19 protein-coding genes are annotated in these 14,938 nt (G+C 68.0%); 5 read left to right on the top strand and 14 right to left on the bottom strand.

Going from position 1 to position 14,938, the window contains the following annotated elements; translation table 11 throughout:
* Positions 1 to 40 precede the first annotated feature (40 nt).
* The 7 genes from C6A86_RS21490 to C6A86_RS21460 all read right to left on the bottom strand — a co-directional run bounded on the left by C6A86_RS21490 (position 41) and on the right by C6A86_RS21460 (position 6,587).
* Positions 41 to 1,669: a cation acetate symporter gene (locus C6A86_RS21490; protein WP_105363422.1), complete on the bottom strand. Its 1,629-nt coding sequence runs from the start codon at positions 1,667 to 1,669 to the stop codon at positions 41 to 43.
* Positions 1,666 to 2,013, bottom strand: coding sequence for a DUF485 domain-containing protein (locus tag C6A86_RS21485; protein ID WP_105363423.1), 348 nt, complete (start codon positions 2,011 to 2,013; stop codon positions 1,666 to 1,668). The genes C6A86_RS21490 and C6A86_RS21485 overlap by 4 nt, the downstream gene beginning before the upstream one ends.
* Before the next feature lie 184 nt (positions 2,014 to 2,197).
* Positions 2,198 to 3,928 (bottom strand): cation acetate symporter, encoded by a 1,731-nt coding sequence (locus tag C6A86_RS21480; RefSeq protein ID WP_105363424.1) that lies wholly within the window; start codon positions 3,926 to 3,928, stop codon positions 2,198 to 2,200.
* Positions 3,925 to 4,284, bottom strand: a complete 360-nt coding sequence (locus tag C6A86_RS21475) for a hypothetical protein (RefSeq protein WP_105363425.1) — start codon at positions 4,282 to 4,284, stop codon at positions 3,925 to 3,927. Before C6A86_RS21475 ends, C6A86_RS21480 begins: the two co-directional genes overlap by 4 nt.
* Positions 4,277 to 5,068, bottom strand: coding sequence for a LytTR family DNA-binding domain-containing protein (locus C6A86_RS21470; protein ID WP_105363426.1), 792 nt, complete (start codon positions 5,066 to 5,068; stop codon positions 4,277 to 4,279). Before C6A86_RS21470 ends, C6A86_RS21475 begins: the two co-directional genes overlap by 8 nt.
* Entirely contained in the window at positions 5,065 to 6,264 is a 1,200-nt protein-coding gene (locus tag C6A86_RS21465) for a sensor histidine kinase (RefSeq protein WP_105363427.1), read from the bottom strand. Before C6A86_RS21465 ends, C6A86_RS21470 begins: the two co-directional genes overlap by 4 nt.
* Before the next feature lie 26 nt (positions 6,265 to 6,290).
* The gene (locus tag C6A86_RS21460) at positions 6,291 to 6,587 is read right to left on the bottom strand and encodes a DUF732 domain-containing protein (protein WP_105363428.1); all 297 of its coding nucleotides are present in this window, start codon (positions 6,585 to 6,587) and stop codon (positions 6,291 to 6,293) included.
* Positions 6,588 to 6,693: 106 nt separating this feature from the next.
* Between C6A86_RS21460 and C6A86_RS21455 the strand changes: the two genes are divergently transcribed.
* On the top strand, positions 6,694 to 7,272 hold the full coding sequence (locus tag C6A86_RS21455) for an HhH-GPD-type base excision DNA repair protein (RefSeq protein ID WP_105363429.1): 579 nt from the start codon (positions 6,694 to 6,696) through the stop codon (positions 7,270 to 7,272).
* A 68-nt stretch (positions 7,273 to 7,340) separates the two neighbouring features.
* Here the strand turns inward: C6A86_RS21455 and C6A86_RS21450 are convergent, their stop codons facing one another.
* Complete coding sequence (locus C6A86_RS21450; protein ID WP_105363431.1) at positions 7,341 to 7,994, bottom strand: nitroreductase family protein; 654 nt, start codon at positions 7,992 to 7,994, stop codon at positions 7,341 to 7,343.
* Positions 7,995 to 8,026: 32 nt separating this feature from the next.
* Here C6A86_RS21450 and C6A86_RS21445 point away from each other — a divergent pair, with 32 nt between their 5' ends.
* Complete coding sequence (locus C6A86_RS21445) at positions 8,027 to 8,176, top strand: DUF1059 domain-containing protein (protein ID WP_105363430.1); 150 nt, start codon at positions 8,027 to 8,029, stop codon at positions 8,174 to 8,176.
* 32 nt (positions 8,177 to 8,208) lie between these two features.
* Here C6A86_RS21445 and C6A86_RS21440 read toward each other — a convergent pair whose 3' ends face one another.
* Positions 8,209 to 9,207, bottom strand: coding sequence for a hypothetical protein (locus C6A86_RS21440; protein WP_311100848.1), 999 nt, complete (start codon positions 9,205 to 9,207; stop codon positions 8,209 to 8,211).
* Between the two features lie 44 nt (positions 9,208 to 9,251).
* Complete coding sequence (locus tag C6A86_RS21435) at positions 9,252 to 9,788, bottom strand: hypothetical protein (RefSeq protein ID WP_233213165.1); 537 nt, start codon at positions 9,786 to 9,788, stop codon at positions 9,252 to 9,254.
* 143 nt (positions 9,789 to 9,931) lie between these two features.
* Between C6A86_RS21435 and C6A86_RS21430 the strand changes: the two genes are divergently transcribed.
* Entirely contained in the window at positions 9,932 to 11,194 is a 1,263-nt protein-coding gene (locus C6A86_RS21430; protein ID WP_105365283.1) for a mannosyltransferase, read from the top strand.
* On the opposite strand, the gene C6A86_RS21425 is transcribed toward C6A86_RS21430, so the two are convergent.
* Positions 11,139 to 11,423: a 4a-hydroxytetrahydrobiopterin dehydratase gene (locus C6A86_RS21425; protein ID WP_105365282.1), complete on the bottom strand. Its 285-nt coding sequence runs from the start codon at positions 11,421 to 11,423 to the stop codon at positions 11,139 to 11,141. The two genes, C6A86_RS21430 and C6A86_RS21425, sit on opposite strands and share 56 nt — an antisense overlap.
* Before the next feature lie 27 nt (positions 11,424 to 11,450).
* Here C6A86_RS21425 and C6A86_RS21420 point away from each other — a divergent pair, with 27 nt between their 5' ends.
* Positions 11,451 to 11,840 carry a (deoxy)nucleoside triphosphate pyrophosphohydrolase gene (locus tag C6A86_RS21420; RefSeq protein ID WP_105365281.1) on the top strand — a complete coding sequence of 130 codons (390 nt, stop codon included), beginning with the start codon at positions 11,451 to 11,453 and terminating at the stop codon, positions 11,838 to 11,840.
* A 6-nt stretch (positions 11,841 to 11,846) separates the two neighbouring features.
* Here C6A86_RS21420 and C6A86_RS21415 read toward each other — a convergent pair whose 3' ends face one another.
* From C6A86_RS21415 to C6A86_RS21405, 3 genes are all read right to left on the bottom strand, one after another.
* The gene (locus tag C6A86_RS21415; protein WP_105365280.1) at positions 11,847 to 12,197 is read right to left on the bottom strand and encodes a hypothetical protein; all 351 of its coding nucleotides are present in this window, start codon (positions 12,195 to 12,197) and stop codon (positions 11,847 to 11,849) included.
* A 258-nt stretch (positions 12,198 to 12,455) separates the two neighbouring features.
* Positions 12,456 to 12,722: a hypothetical protein gene (locus C6A86_RS21410; protein WP_105365279.1), complete on the bottom strand. Its 267-nt coding sequence runs from the start codon at positions 12,720 to 12,722 to the stop codon at positions 12,456 to 12,458.
* 82 nt (positions 12,723 to 12,804) lie between these two features.
* Positions 12,805 to 12,966 carry a hypothetical protein gene (locus C6A86_RS21405; RefSeq protein ID WP_105365278.1) on the bottom strand — a complete coding sequence of 54 codons (162 nt, stop codon included), beginning with the start codon at positions 12,964 to 12,966 and terminating at the stop codon, positions 12,805 to 12,807.
* 55 nt (positions 12,967 to 13,021) lie between these two features.
* On the opposite strand from C6A86_RS21405, the gene typA reads away from it, so the two are divergent.
* Complete coding sequence (gene typA / locus C6A86_RS21400; RefSeq protein WP_105365277.1) at positions 13,022 to 14,935, top strand: translational GTPase TypA; 1,914 nt, start codon at positions 13,022 to 13,024, stop codon at positions 14,933 to 14,935.
* Positions 14,936 to 14,938 lie beyond the last annotated feature (3 nt).

The following is a 14,938-nucleotide window of genomic DNA, read 5'->3' as shown; positions in this document are numbered from 1 at the left end:
GCGTGAACAACACCGCCGCCGGGCCTGGTAATCCTCGTGGCTAGTGCGCAACAGCCTTCTCGGCGCCCACCCCCGTCAGCGACCGCACCTCCATCTCCGCGTTGATCGCTGGGTCACCGGTGTCCTTCGAGGTGAGGGAGCCGATGATGCCGAGCGCGAATGCCAGCGGGATGGACACGATCCCCGGGTTGGCCAGCGGGAACCAGGCGAAGTCCGCACCCGGGATCATCGAGGTCTTCGCACCCGACACGGCGGGGGAGAAGATGATCAGGATCAGCGTCGAGATCAGACCGCCGTACATGCTCCACAGCGCACCGCGGGTGTTGAACCGCTTCCAGTACAGCGAATACACGATGGTGGGCAGGTTGGCCGCCGCGGCGATGGCGAAGGCCAGCGCCACCAGGAAGGCGACGTTCTGTCCATTGGCCAGGATGCCGAGACCGATCGCCACGATGCCCAGCACCACCGCGGTGATGCGGGAGACCCGCACCTGCTCGTCCTCGGTGACCTTGTGCTTCTTCCACACGCCGGCGTAGATGTCGTGGGCGAAGGACGCCGACGCGGTGATGGTCAGACCGGCCACGACCGCCAGGATGGTCGCGAAGGCCACCGCCGAGATGATGCCGAGCAGAACGACACCGCCGAGTTCCAGTGCCAGCAGCGGGGCCGCCGAGTTCACGCCGCCCGCAGCGCTGAGGATGCGATCCGGGCCGACGAGCGCCGCGGCGCCGTAGCCGAGCACCAGGGTGAACAGGTAGAACGCGCCGATCAGGGCGATGGCCCACACGACGGACTTGCGGGCCTCCTTGGCGGTGGGCACCGTGTAGAACCGCATCAGCACGTGCGGCAGACCGGCCGTGCCGAGCACCAGCGCCAGCGCCAGCGAGATGAAGTTGATCTGGGAGGTCAGCGATCCGCCGTACTGGGCGCCGGGCGCCAGCACGTCACGGCTGGCGACACCTTCGGTGGTGGCCCCGGAGATGGCGGCCTGCGCCGAGCCGAGGATCTCGGAGAAGTTCATCCCGAACTTGGCGAGCACCATCACGGTCATGATTCCGGCGCCGGCAATCAGAAGCACGGCCTTGATGATCTGCACCCAGGTGGTGCCCTTCATGCCGCCGACCAAGACGTAGACGATCATCAGCAGACCGACGACGGCGATCACGATCGACTGTCCGGTACGGCTGTTGATGTTCATCAGCAACGCCACCAGGCCACCCGCGCCGGCCATCTGCGCCAGCAGGTAGAACAGCGAGACCGTCAGCGTCGAAGTGGCGGCCGCGACCCGGACCTTGCGCTGATTCAATCGGAAGCTCAGCACGTCGGCCATGGTGAATCGGCCTGTGTTACGCAACAATTCGGCGACCAGCAGCAGGGCCACCAGCCAGGCGACCAGGAAGCCGATCGAATAGAGGAAGCCGTCGTAGCCGTAGACGGCGATGGCGCCGGCGATGCCGAGGAAGCTGGCTGCCGACAGGTAGTCACCGGCGATCGCGATGCCGTTCTGTGGGCCGGAGAAGGCGCGGCCGCCGGTGAAGAACTCGTCGGCGGTGGCGTTCTTCTTGCTGGCGCGGATCACCACGACCATGGTGACGACGACGAACACGCCGAAGATGGCCATGTTGGCGATGGGGTTGCCCACCGTCTCGGTTGCTGCCAGGAGGTTCATCGCAGGGGTCCTTCCAGCTCTTCGCGGATGGCCGCCGAACGCGGGTCCAGATCGCGGTTGGCGAAGCGGACGTAAAGACCGGTGATGATGAACGTGGTCAGGAACTGGCCGAGCCCGATGATCAGGCCGACGTTGACGTTGCCGAACACCGGGGTGGCCATGAACTCGGTGGCGAACGCACCGAGCAGGACATAGATCCCGTACCAGATCAGGAAGAACGCGGTCATCGGGAAGACGAATTTGCGCAGCCTGCTGCGCAAGTCCTGGAACTCGGGGCTGGCCTGCATGGCGAGGAACTCCTCGCCGGTGGGCGCAGGCCGCGCGGGTAGATCGATCTCGGGCACCGGATGACTCCTGACGTCGACTGTGAACCAGTTGGGTACCGAACCTAATTGAGATGTGGGTCACAAAACGAAGCGATACGACGAAGCCGGGCAGGGGTGCGGTGAGCGGTCGGAACCCGGCGATAAGCGGTGGCCGAGATTGCAGCACAAGTCGCCAGTGGCTGGTTGAAGGCCACGGGCAGTCTCAGCCCTCCGGTAGACGTTCGACACCCATGCCGAGCCGTTCCGGGACGTGCATCCGGGCGAAGATCTGCGCAACGTCGGGGGTGGCGCGGGTGAACCGGCTGACCACGATCATGGTGGCGAACGCCACCGGAACGCTCACCGCAGCGGGATAGCCGACCATCACCGCGGGCCAACCGCCCAGCACGTTCTCGTCGATCCCTCCGGTGATCTCCACCAATACCGCGCTACCACAGGCGAGTCCGCCGACGATCAACCCGCAGGCGGCACCGGTGGCGGTCAGCCCGCGCCACCAGATGCCGAGCACCAGCAGCGGGCACAGGGTGGAGGCCGCGACGGCGAACGCCAGCCCGACGGTGCGGGACAGTTCCAGATCGGCCACCAGCAGGGACAGCGGGATCGGGATGACGCCGCCGATCACCGCCGCGATGCGGAAGTCGCGGACCCGGCCGCGCATCACATCGGTGGCCAGCGCACCGGCGATGCTGACCAGCAACCCGGACGAGGTCGCCAGGAAGGCCGCGATGGCGCCCGCCGCGACCAGGGCGGCCAACATTTGACCGAGCGCTCCGCCGATGGCCGAGCCCGGCGCCAACAGCACTGCGGCATCGGCAGTTCCGGTGATCAGCAGTTGCGGCACGTACAGCCGGGAGAACACCCCGAGCAGGGTGGGGAAGAGGTAGAAGAACGACAGCAGCGCGATGACGGCCAGCGCGGTCCGCCGCGCCGCCCGCCCGTCGCGGTTGGTGTAGAACCGCACCAACACATGTGGCAGGCCCATCGTGCCGAGAAAGGTCGCCACGATGATCGAGATCACCTGGTACAGCGGATGCCCGCCGCCCAGGCCGCCGCCGGAGACGATCCATTCGCTGCCGGTGCTCGGCGTGCCGGCCACCACCGGGGTGGCGGCGCCGGCGGCCAGGGTGAGGCTGGTCCCGGCGCCGACGGTGTGTTCGCCCGGAGTGCCGAAGGTGGCATCGCGCACCGTCTTTCCGTCGAGCTGACCGGTCATCGTGATCCCGGACGGGTCGACCACCTGGACCACCACATCGGTCTCGACCTGCACGGTCGTCTCGCGGTCCACGCTCGGCGGCAGCGGACCGCCCAGTTCGCCACGGTCGGTCACGAACAGGCCGAGCAGTGCCAGCGCCGGAATGGCGATCGCGGTGAGTTTCAGCCAGTACTGGAAGGCCTGCACGAAGGTGATGGAGCGCATTCCGCCGCCCACCACATTGGTGATGACGATCGCGCCGACCAGTACGGGGCCGGTCCACACCGGCATGCCGAGAAGCGTTTTCAGCGCCAGACCGGCTCCCTGGTACTGCGGCGCCAGGTAGAACACACAGATGATCACCACGACGAGCATGGCCACCTTGCGCAGTCGCGCCGAGCCCAGCCGGAACTCGGCGAAGTCGGGAACCGTGTAGGCGCCCGAGCGGCGCAGCGGAGCGGCGACGAACAACAGCAGACCGAGGTAGCCGGCGGTGAATCCGACGGGATACCACAGTGCGTCGGCGCCGTACTTCGCGATCAGCCCGGCAACCCCGAGAAATGATGCGGCGGAGAGATATTCGCCGGATATCGCGGCAGCGTTCCAGCGCGGTCCGACGCTTCGGGAGGCCACCAGGAAATCCGACGTGGTGCGCGACAGCCGAACTCCCCAGCTACCGATGACCACGGTGGCGATCGCCGCAATCAGCAGGGCGGCCGCCGTCAGCGGTGAGCCGGTCACGGTTCGCTGTCGACGACCCGGACGAAGTCCTTCTCGCCCTGTTCGGCCAGCCGCACGTAGAGCCGTCCCACACCGTAGAGCAGGGGATAGGCCAACACCGCCAGCAGCAGCCAGTTCAGCCGCATCCCGAACACCGTCAGGTCCGGCGCCGCCCTGTTCAACACCACGATGCCCGCCACGGCGAACACCACGACCGCACCCAGTCGCAGCGCGAGCCCCAGCTGTGCGCGCATCAGACCGCGCACCAACGCATCGCCCACCTGGGTCTGCTCCTGGACCTCGACGCGGGTCCGCACCATCCGCGCGCCGCGCCGGTGCGCGAGCACCACTCGTTGACGTTCCGGTCGTTCAGTCATCGGAGCCCGCGGGCTTGAGGTTGCGCATCGGATCCCGAACCAACCGGTCGCGGAGCTCGCGGGCCTGGCGCCGGCTCACCGGGAGTTCCACCGCGGGGGAGGCGCCGTTGGCCCGCAGCCGGACCAGCACCGCGCCCTCTGCGGTGCGCAGCCCGGTCACCAGCCGCAAGGAGACGAGGTAGGACCGGTGTATGCGTTGGAAGCCGTGATCGCGCCAGCGGGTTTCCAAGACACTCAACGGAATCCGGACCAGATGGGCTCCGGTGGCCGCGTGTAGCCGGGCGTAGTCGCCTTCGGCCTCCACCCAGCCGATGGTCTCCCGCGGTACCAGCTGGGTGATGCCGCCGAGCTCGGCCGGGATGACATCGGAGTCGGGTGCGTCGGGATCGTCGGGCGGTTCGGGTTCGTTGTTGCGCGCGATCGTCACCCGGCGCACGGCCTCGTCGAGCCGGTTCTGCCGGATCGGCTTGAGCAGGTAGTCCACGGCGCCGACATCGAAGGCGGCGACCGCTTTGTCGTCGTGCGCTGTCACGAACACCACCGCGGGCCGGTTCGCGAAGTTGCGCAACACACCGGCGAGTTCGATGCCGGACAAGCCCGGCATGTTGATGTCCAGGAACACGGCGTCGATGGGATGCGCATTGAGTTCGCGCAGGGCCGAGGTGGCGTCCCCCGCGGTGTGCACCGAGGCGATATCGGGGTGCTGGCCCAACAAGTAGGCCAGCTCGTCGAGCGCCGGCGCCTCATCGTCGACGGCCAGGACCGTCAGACCCGTCACGCTCACGCGACACCTCCGCTGGCCCGCACACCGGAGCGGAACTTCGGCACCCGCATGATGACCTTGGTCCCCGCCCCGACAGCCGTTTCGACCACCAGACCGTAATCGTTGCCGAACGCCGCGCGCAGCCGATGGTCGACATTGGTCAGGCCGACGTGTGCGGACTGGTCGGCGCTGCGGTCGGCCAGCGCGTCGCCCTGGCCGGCCCGCAATGTGTCGGGATCCATTCCGGCGCCGTCGTCCTCGACGGTGATGACACAGTCCGAGCCGGCATCGTTGGCGACGATTTCCACCGAACCGCCGCCGCGGCCGGCCAGTCCGTGCCGGACCGCGTTCTCCACCAACGGTTGGAGCGCCAGGAACGGCACCACCACGTTGAGTACCTCGGGGGCGACCTGCAGGCGGACCGTCAGCGCGGTGCCGAACCGGGCCCGCTCCAGCGTGAGGTAGCGGTCGATATTGCGCAGTTCCTCGGCCAGGGTGGTGTACTGGCCGGCGGCCCGGAACGAGTAGCGGGTGAAATCGGCGAACTCCAGGATGAGTTCGCGGGCGCGGGCGGGATCGGTGCGCACGAACGAGGCGATGGTGTTGAGCGCGTTGTAGATGAAGTGCGGGCTGATCTGCGCGCGCAGCGCCAAGACCTCGGCCTTGTCCAGCCGGGCCCGGGACGCATCGAGTTCGGCCAGTTCGATCTGGCTGGCGGCGTAGCGCGCGACCTCGCCGATCGCGCCGAGCATCCCGGGGCCCGGGCTGCCCGCGGTGACGACCACCAGCACGCCCAGCACGTCACCGTTCTCGGCCAACAGCGGCTGGGCCACCACGGTGGAGGTGCGCACACCGTTGAGTACGCGGCGTTCGCCGGCGATCGACTCCGCGGCGGTGGATGCACAGGTTTCGGCGATATCGGGCTGCCAGATCAGCTCGTCGTCGGGGTCGGCGGCCAGCAGCTCGCCGTGGCCGTTGAACAAGGCGACACCGTCGGTGCCGGTCAGTCCGCGCAGGAAGGGCGCCGCCGTGGCCGCGGATCCGGAGTCCAGGCCCTGACGCAGCGCGCGCGCCGCCAGCGAGGCGGTGTGCAGGGCGGCGTGCACGGCGCGTTCGGTGGGGGTGGCCACGACGCGGCGGGTGCGCACCACGAGGACGGCGGCCACCGCCGCCAGCAGCAGCGCGACCGCCAACGTCAGCGCGATCTGACCCGACATCGTGGCGCAACCCTATGCCGGTGCGGCTACTGGACCGGGCAGGCGTACTTCCTGGCCACGTCGAACACCCGTTCCTGGGCGCCGGGACCGATCACGCCCTGAGCGGCCAATTCCAGACCGATGTATCCGGGCAGTCCGCCCACACACGCCTGATGCATGGCGCGCCACGCGGTGTCCGGATTCAGGTTGTAGCCATTGCGCTGAAGTCCGCCCAGGTATTCGTCGAACGCCGGGGTGCCCTGCTCGGGTATCGCGTGCGCCGTGGCGGCCAGCGCGATCGAGGCGGCGAGGGCCGCAACCAGGGGTGCCATCACACGTCTCATGACTGTCTCCTACGAGGTCCGGTGGGCTCTCAGCCACCGGTTATCGCATACACGTTGGCACACTGCACCGACACAGTCCGCTGAATCGGCGTCCTAAACTGGGCGGGTGCCCACCCTGCAGCTAGTCCAAGATCCGGCGGCCGACGAACTGCTCGCCGACAACCCGTTCGCATTGCTGGTCGGGATGCTGCTCGATCAGCAGATCCCGATGGAGACGGCCTTCGCGGGCCCGAAGAAGATCGCCGACCGTATCGGCGCGGTCGACGCCCGCCTGATCGCCGACTACAACCCCGACGAGTTCGTCGCGCTGTGCTCGGAAACCCCTGCCATTCATCGTTTTCCGGGCTCGATGTCCAAGCGGGTGCAGGCGCTGGCCCAGGCGATCGTCGACGACTACGACGGTGACGTCACCGCGCTGTGGACCGGCGGTGAGCCCGACGGCGCCGAGGTGCTGCGACGGCTCAAGCGGCTGCCCGGATTCGGCGAGCAGAAGGCCAAGATCTTCCTGGCGCTGCTGGGCAAGCAATACGGGGTGACGCCCAAGGGCTGGCGGACCGCGGCGGGGGACTACGGCAAGGCCGGCACGCACATGTCGGTGGCCGATGTCGTCGACCCCGGATCGCTGCAGGAGGTCCGGGCCTACAAGAAAAAGATGAAGGCGGCCGCGAAGGCAGCGAAAGCCTAGATTCTCGTTGACTCTGCGCTTACGCCGCGAAAGTGCGAGAGGCGCGCGCCCTCACCGCAGAGTCAACGTCAGAACGCCGGCCCGTCGAACCGTTCCCGGGTGACGAACTCGGAGACCGGTTTGCGGGTCAGCTTGGTGAACTGCTTGACCGGCTTGCCCAGCGGCAGCACCGCGGCGATCGCGTAGTCCCCGGGGATGCCGAGCAGTTCTTTCACCCTGGGCTCCTCGGGCACGACCATCGTGGTGAGCACGCCACCGAAGCCCTCGTTGCGGGCCGCCAGCAGGATGTTCCACACCAGCGGGTAGACCGATGCGCCCGCCACCAGGCCGATGCGGTCGAGATCCTGATCGAATGCCGCCACCACACCGAGGTCGACGCAGATCACCAGCGCCACATCGGCGTCCAGCAGTTGGCCCGCCCGGGGGACGCGCACGGCGGCGAGATCCTCGGCCGACACAGCCATCGGGTGCAGCGGGTTCCACGGGCTCTCCCCGTGGCGTTGCTGGGCGATGTAGCGCCGGAAACCGGTATCGGTGAGATCGGCGAGGGCTTGCATGGTGGCGGGATCGCGAACCACCACGACGTGGGTGCCCTGCCGGTTGCCGCCGCTCGGCGCAAAGCGGGCGTTGTCGAGGATCCGGGTCAGCGTTTCGTCGGGCAGCGGTTCGCCGGTGAAGACACGGACCGCCCCAGTTGTGCGCATAACGTGGTAGATGTCCATGCCCACCATCATGCGTATGCGATTGTGGACATATGGCTAAGACACATCTGAACTGCCCGTGCGGCGAGGCGATTCAAGGTGAGAACGAAGACGATCTCGTCGAGAAGGCGCAGACCCACCTCTCGGAGTCTCATCCCGGCCGTGAATACGACCGCGAGATGATCCTCTTCATGGCGTACTAGCGCACCATCGCTCGCGCTGAGCGATACGCCCGTTACGGCACCACCGTCGAACCGATGGTGGGCATGAACTGGCACTGCTTTTCGGTCGTGCTGACCTGACCGAAGATCGTTGACATGATGCTGCCCGAGCCGGTGTCGGCGATTGCGGTCAGCGTGGTCGGTCCGGCGGGGTTGATATCGGCCTGCGGTTTGAGCGTCGCGGTACCGGACTTGCCGGTGGTGAGGTTCACCCACGTCACGTTCAGCGGCAGCTTCTGCTCGGCCGCAGGGCCGGGAGTGCCGACCGCGGTGAACACGTAGGCGGTCTGTCCGGCGACCGGGCCGGGTGCGGGGATCTTCGCGGGGCCGGCGACCGAGATCGCGGTGGCCAGCACGTTGCCGCCGTCGACGCCGCAGCCGTTGCTGATCGACGGGTACATAAAGTCCTGGGTGGTCGGCGCGTCGGGGCCGAAGTCGGGCATGGTGCCGGCTGCGGGCGCGGGTGCCGGCGCGGGACCGGGTGCGGGGGCGGCCTCCGGGGCGGGTGCCGCCAGCGGCGCGGCCTCGGGGGCAGGAGCCGGTGCGGCTGCCGCTTCGGGAGCCGGTGCCGGTGCATCCACCGGCGGGACGACGGCCTCGGGTGCGGTGGGCACCGCCATGGGGACGGGCCCGACGGAGAAGGCCGGGTCCACCCCGGCGGGCAGATGGGCGTCCGCGCCCGCGCCGGCCGCAGGCACATGTGCCTGCGGCTCGGACACGAACTGGTTCACGGCGGACGCGACATTCAGCGAATCAGACGGCGCCGCCGCGTTTCCGGCGAACGCCGCGGCAGCGGCCATGAGCATCGATGCGGCATTGCCCGGATCAGCAGCGGCCTGCTGGATGGCCGGGCCGAGAGTCTCCATCGCCGGTAGCCCCGGTGCCTGCAGGCCGTTGATCGGCAGCGGCATGGGCGCGGCCGGTTCGGCGTGGGCAGGGATCGCGACTCCGCTGCCCAGCGCCACGAGCGCACAGGCCGTGGTGCTGGTCAGCATTGTCCGGATCGATGGCATGACTTCCCCCTGGTGAGTTGTTCGGTGACGGGTACGGCCGGCGGTCAGGGCAGCGCGGAGACCGGCAGGAACATCGGCACCAGTGACTGGGCCGCGGCATCGGCCGGAGACGAGGCAGGCACGCCCGGCGCGGCCGGGACGCCCGGCGTCGCGGCCGGCGCGGCTGCACCGGTCTGCGGCAGCAGACCCGCCAGCGGGGTGCCGGCCGGGATCAGGGATGCCAGGCTCTCCGGGACCATGTTCTGCACACCGGCGACCGCCGGAGCGGCAGCCGCCGCCGCGGGCAGCGCGGTGGCCACGCCCGGGGTCGGCGGCAGGTTCAGCGATGCGCTGGCCACCGGAGCGGACGGCGTGATCGGATCGACCGGCAGGGTCGACTGCCCGCCGCCACCGGTGAACGCCGAAGCGAGTCCCTGGATGAGGCCCGGCGCGGCGGCCGGCAGGCCGGCGAGCTGGTTCATGAACGGAATGTTCGGCATGGCGGGTGCCGGCGCAGGTGCGGGCGGCAGCGGGGCCGGTTCGGCGACCGCGGTCGGGCTGAGCATCAGGGCGGTGGCGACGGCGCCTGCTCCGGCAATCATGCTGGCGGCAAACGCTTTTCTGGTTGGTGACACGAGTCTCCCCATTTCGTTGACGGCACGTCTCAGACCGAAACTACGGTGTTACTGGTGTTACTCAAGTGACAAGAGTGGCATTTATCCAACCGTTACGGAGGTGTGCGCCGATGGTGACCGGGCGGGCGAGCGACACGCCGGTCGTTAGAGTCGGACCCGTAGACACCATCCGCGACACCGGTCCGAGGGCACAGCTGTATCGCTGGGCGCCGCTGTTGCTGGTGGTCAGCATCGCCGCGCGCCTCGCCTGGACCTACCTGGTTCCCAACGGCGCGAACTTCGTCGACCTGCACGTCTACGTCGGAGGCGCCGAGACCCTCGAGCACCCCGGCGCGCTCTACGACTACGTCTACGCCGAGCAGACGCCGGACTTCCCGCTGCCGTTCACCTACCCGCCGTTCGCGGCGGTGGTGTTCTACCCGCTGAGCCTGCTGCCGTTCGGCGTGGTGGCCTTCATCTGGCAACTCGGCATCTTCGCCGCGCTCTACGGCGTGGTGCGGATCAGTCTGCGGCTGCTCGGGCGCACCGATCTGCGCCCGGCGATGGTGTGGACCGCGGTCGGCATCTGGACCGAACCGCTGCGCAGCACCTTCGACTACGGCCAGATCAACGTGCTGCTGGTGCTCGCCGTGCTGTGTGCGGTGCAGAGCACCCGATGGTGGTGGTCGGGCCTGCTGGTGGGGCTGGCCGCCGGTGTCAAGCTCACCCCGGCCGTCGCGGGTCTCTACTTCGTCGGTGTGCGCCGGTGGGGTGTGGCGGTGTTCTCCGCGGTGGTCTTCCTGGCCACCATCGGCGTGTCGGCTCTGGTGGTCGGCGACCAGGCCCGCTACTACTTCACCGATCTGCTGGGTGATGCTCGCCGTGTCGGCCCGATCGGCACCTCGTTCAACCAGTCCTGGCGCGGCGCGATCTCACGGATTCTCGGCTACGACGCCGGCTACGGGCCCATCGTGCTCGCCGCGCTGGTGCTCACCGCGTTGCTGGCGTTGCTGGCGTGGCGGGCCATCGGCACCGCAGACCGACTCGGCGGCATCGTCACGGTCCAGCTGTTCGGGCTGCTGCTCTCTCCGATCTCGTGGACGCATCACTGGGTCTGGCTGATCCCGTTGATGATCTGGCTGCTGCACGGGCCGCTGCGAGAACGGCTCGGCGCCCGCGTGCTGGGCTGGGGGTGGCTGGCGCTGACCCTCATCGGGGTGCCATGGCTGCTGAGCTTCGCGCAGCCGACGATCTGGGAGATCGAACGCCCGTGGCACCTTGCCTGGGCGGGCATGGTGTACCCGGTGGCCACGCTGGCCACCCTGGGATGGCTCGCCGCTAGCCCCCGAGCAGCTGATCGATCGCCTTCGCCATCTCCAGATCCTGATCGGTGATACCGCCGGCGGAATGCGTGACGAGCGCGAAAGTCACCGTCCGCCAACGGATGTCGATATCGGGGTGATGATCCTTCTGTTCTGCCAGCTCGGCGACGCGACCGACGGCGTCGACCCCTTCAAGAAACGCCGGGAACTCGATCGAGCGGCGCAGTGCGCCGTCGGATCGTTCCCAGCCGTTCAGATCGGGCAGTGCGGCGTCGACTTGGTCGTTGGTTAACACAGCCATGTCCTCGACGGTATACCGTCAACCGCGATGGCCGGGCAGATCGTCGTTGCGGGAGCGCTCATTTCACAGGGTGCATTGCTGGTCGCACAGCGAAAACGGCCGCCCGAACTGGCCGGTCTGTGGGAGTTGCCGGGCGGGAAGGTCGCCGCGGGGGAGAGCGACGCCGACGGACTCGTTCGTGAGCTCCGCGAAGAACTCGGCATCGCGGTCACCGTCGGCGCGCGCGTCGGTGCGGACGTGGCGCTGCCGAACGCGATGACGTTGCGCGCCTACCTGGTCAGCTGCGACTCCGGCAGCCCGCTGCCACACGACCATCGTGCGTTGCGGTGGGTCCGAGCGCACGAATTGGACGACCTGGCATGGGTGCCGGCCGACCGCGGTTGGGTGCCGGATCTGGCTGCGGCACTGGCAGTCTGACCCCGTTCACCAACTGCCGATGGGGGCGCCCTGGCGGAACTCCCCGTTGGCGCGGACCCCGAACGGGGCCGACGAGGTGCCCGGCACCGCGATCACGCTGTCGCGGACCTCGCCCTGGGCCATCACCCCACCGCTGCCGGCGCGCCGGTTCTCGGCCCCGGAGCCGCGGGCGACACCCTGACCCGACCGGCGGAGCGCGTTCTTGTCGACCAGGATGGCCTGGCGACTGGACACGTTGGGCCGGGGTGCGACCTCGGTGACCTCCGCGCTCGCCGTTGCCGCCCCGACGGTCACGAACGCCGCGGCGACGGCGGCGGCACCGATGCCGACGACGGTCAGCTTGGTGGCGATACGCACAAGGCTCCGGCGGGCAGGAGCGTAGCGACCTGGGGAATGGCTTCGGGTGGTCACAGGCATCGGCACAAACCCTTCGTCACAGCGGACCGCTCTGGTCGCTCGGTGCATCGCGCAGGAGTGGCGAACGTTACCAATTGATTTCGTACGCAAGCGCTTTGGCGGCGTCACGGGCGCCGGGCACGTGCCGAGAAGTATTGACGTACAAGTTAATTGAACGAAGCTGAGAGTTTTCGAAGACTTTCCGGAGCATGCGTGTCGCTAGTACCGCAGGCGGTCGCCGACCACGCGCACCGGCTGACCGCGGTGGCCCGCCGTGTAGATCGGGTGCAACAGCGCCGGATGCCGGCAATGCGGGCAGGACGCCTGTGGGTCCTTGGCCGATGACAGCGTCAGATGGTGACATGCGGCACACCGCACCACGTACGCGGCGCCGAACCAGTTCAGTAATCCGAGATATATCGCCGCTGTCGCAGCCAGCGCCAGCGCCACGATCACCGCCACTGTGAGTACTTGATAAACCGTCATGATCGATACCTCCAAGAACGTCCGACGGGTACCTCAACGGTACGCTCGCCACGGCGTCAGGGACAGGTATCGACCCAGGTCATTACGTCTTTCGGGCGAGTTTGTACACCTTCTCCAAGTCCTTGCCCCGCATTCCGTTGTGTGCGGCCTTCTGCACCTTGTGCAACACCAGCGGACACTTCTTACAGCGCGGCTTGCTGCGGCAACACTTCTTCTTCGGCTTGGCCGACAGCAGCTTCTTCACTCACGCCTTCCGCAGAAATCGGTCGTTTTCGTGATCGGGTGCCCACACTGCGACAATGCCCTACGTGGATTCTCGCCCGAACTTTCGCAACGTAGCCATCGTCGCGCACGTCGATCACGGTAAGACAACCCTGGTCGATGCAATGCTGCGGCAGTCCGGTGCGTTGTCGCACCGCGGTGATGATGCCATCGAACGCCTGATGGACTCCGGTGACCTGGAGAAGGAAAAGGGCATCACCATCCTGGCCAAGAACACCGCGGTGCACCGCCAGAACCCCGACGGGTCCATGACGGTCATCAACGTCATCGACACCCCCGGCCACGCCGACTTCGGCGGCGAGGTGGAGCGCGGCCTGTCCATGGTCGACGGTGTCGTGCTGCTGGTGGACGCCTCCGAGGGCCCGTTGCCGCAGACCCGCTTCGTGCTGCGCAAGGCGCTGGCCGCGCACCTGCCGGTGATCGTGGTCGTCAACAAGACCGACCGCCCGGATGCGCGGATCGCCGAGGTCGTCTCCGAGAGCCATGACCTGCTGCTCGATGTCGCCTCCGACCTCGACGACGAAGCCCAGAACGCCGCCGAATTCGCTCTCGGACTGCCGGTGCTGTACGCCTCGGGGCGTGCGGGCATCGCCAGCACCACCGAGCCCGCGAACGGCGAGAACCCCGACGGCGAAAATCTCGATCCGCTGTTCGACGTCCTGCTGGAGCACATCCCGCCGCCGCAGGGCGATCCGGAGGCACCGCTGCAGGCGCTGGTGACCAACCTCGACGCGTCGGCGTTCCTGGGCCGTCTCGCGCTGGTCCGTATCTACAAGGGCAAGCTGAAGAAGGGCCAGCAGGTGGCCTGGATGCGTGAGGTGGACGGCCATCCCGTCATCACCAACGCCAAGATCACCGAACTGCTCGTCACTGTCGGCGTGGAGCGGACCAGCACCGACGAAGCCGTCGCCGGTGACATCGTGGCCGTCGCGGGCATGCCCGAGATCATGATCGGCGACACCCTGGCCGATATCGAGCACGCCCACGCACTCCCGCGCATCACCGTCGACGAGCCCGCCATCTCGGTCACCATCGGCACCAACACCTCGCCGCTGGCCGGCAAGGTGTCCGGGCACAAGCTGACCGCGCGCATGGTCAAGAGCCGCTTGGACGCCGAACTGGTCGGCAACGTGTCGATCAAGGTGGTCGACATCGGTCGTCCGGACGCCTGGGAAGTCCAGGGCCGTGGCGAGCTCGCGCTGGCCATCCTCGTCGAGCAGATGCGCCGCGAAGGCTTCGAGCTGACCGTCGGCAAGCCGCAGGTGGTCACCCAGACCATCGACGGCAAGCTGCACGAGCCGTTCGAGGCGATGACCATCGACACCCCCGAAGAGTTCGTCGGTGCCATCACCCAGCTGATGGCCGCCCGCAAGGGCCGCATGGAGGACATGACCAACCATGCCGCCGGGTGGGTCCGGATGGACTTCATCGTGCCCAGCCGTGGCCTGATCGGTTTCCGCACCGACTTCCTGACGATCACCCGCGGCACCGGCATCGCCAACGCGGTGTTCGAGGGGTACCGCCCCTGGGCGGGCGAGATCCGGGCCCGCCACACCGGCTCGCTGGTCTCCGACCGCACCGGCAAGATCACGCCGTTCGCCATGACCCAGCTCGCTGATCGCGGGCAGTTCTTCGTCGAGCCCGGTCAGGACACCTACGAGGGCCAGGTCGTGGGCATCAACCCGCGTGCCGAGGACCTCGACATCAACGCCACCAAGGAAAAGAAGCTGACCAATATGCGGTCCTCGACCGCCGACGTCTTCGAGACGCTGGCTCGTCCGCTGGAGCTCGGCCTGGAGCAGGCCATGGAGTTCTGCGCCGAGGACGAGTGCGTCGAGGTCACCCCGGAGATCGTGCGGGTGCGCAAACTCGAGCTCACCGCCAGCCTGCGGGCCCGGGCGAAGTCGCGCGCCAAGCAGCAGAACTCCTGAGAT

The sequence above is a fragment of the Mycobacterium sp. ITM-2016-00316 genome (assembly GCF_002968335.2).
Classification (GTDB): Bacteria; Actinomycetota; Actinomycetes; order Mycobacteriales; family Mycobacteriaceae; genus Mycobacterium.
The sequence above is the reverse complement of the archived record's forward strand: the minus strand, read 5'-3'. Positions and strand labels throughout refer to the sequence as shown.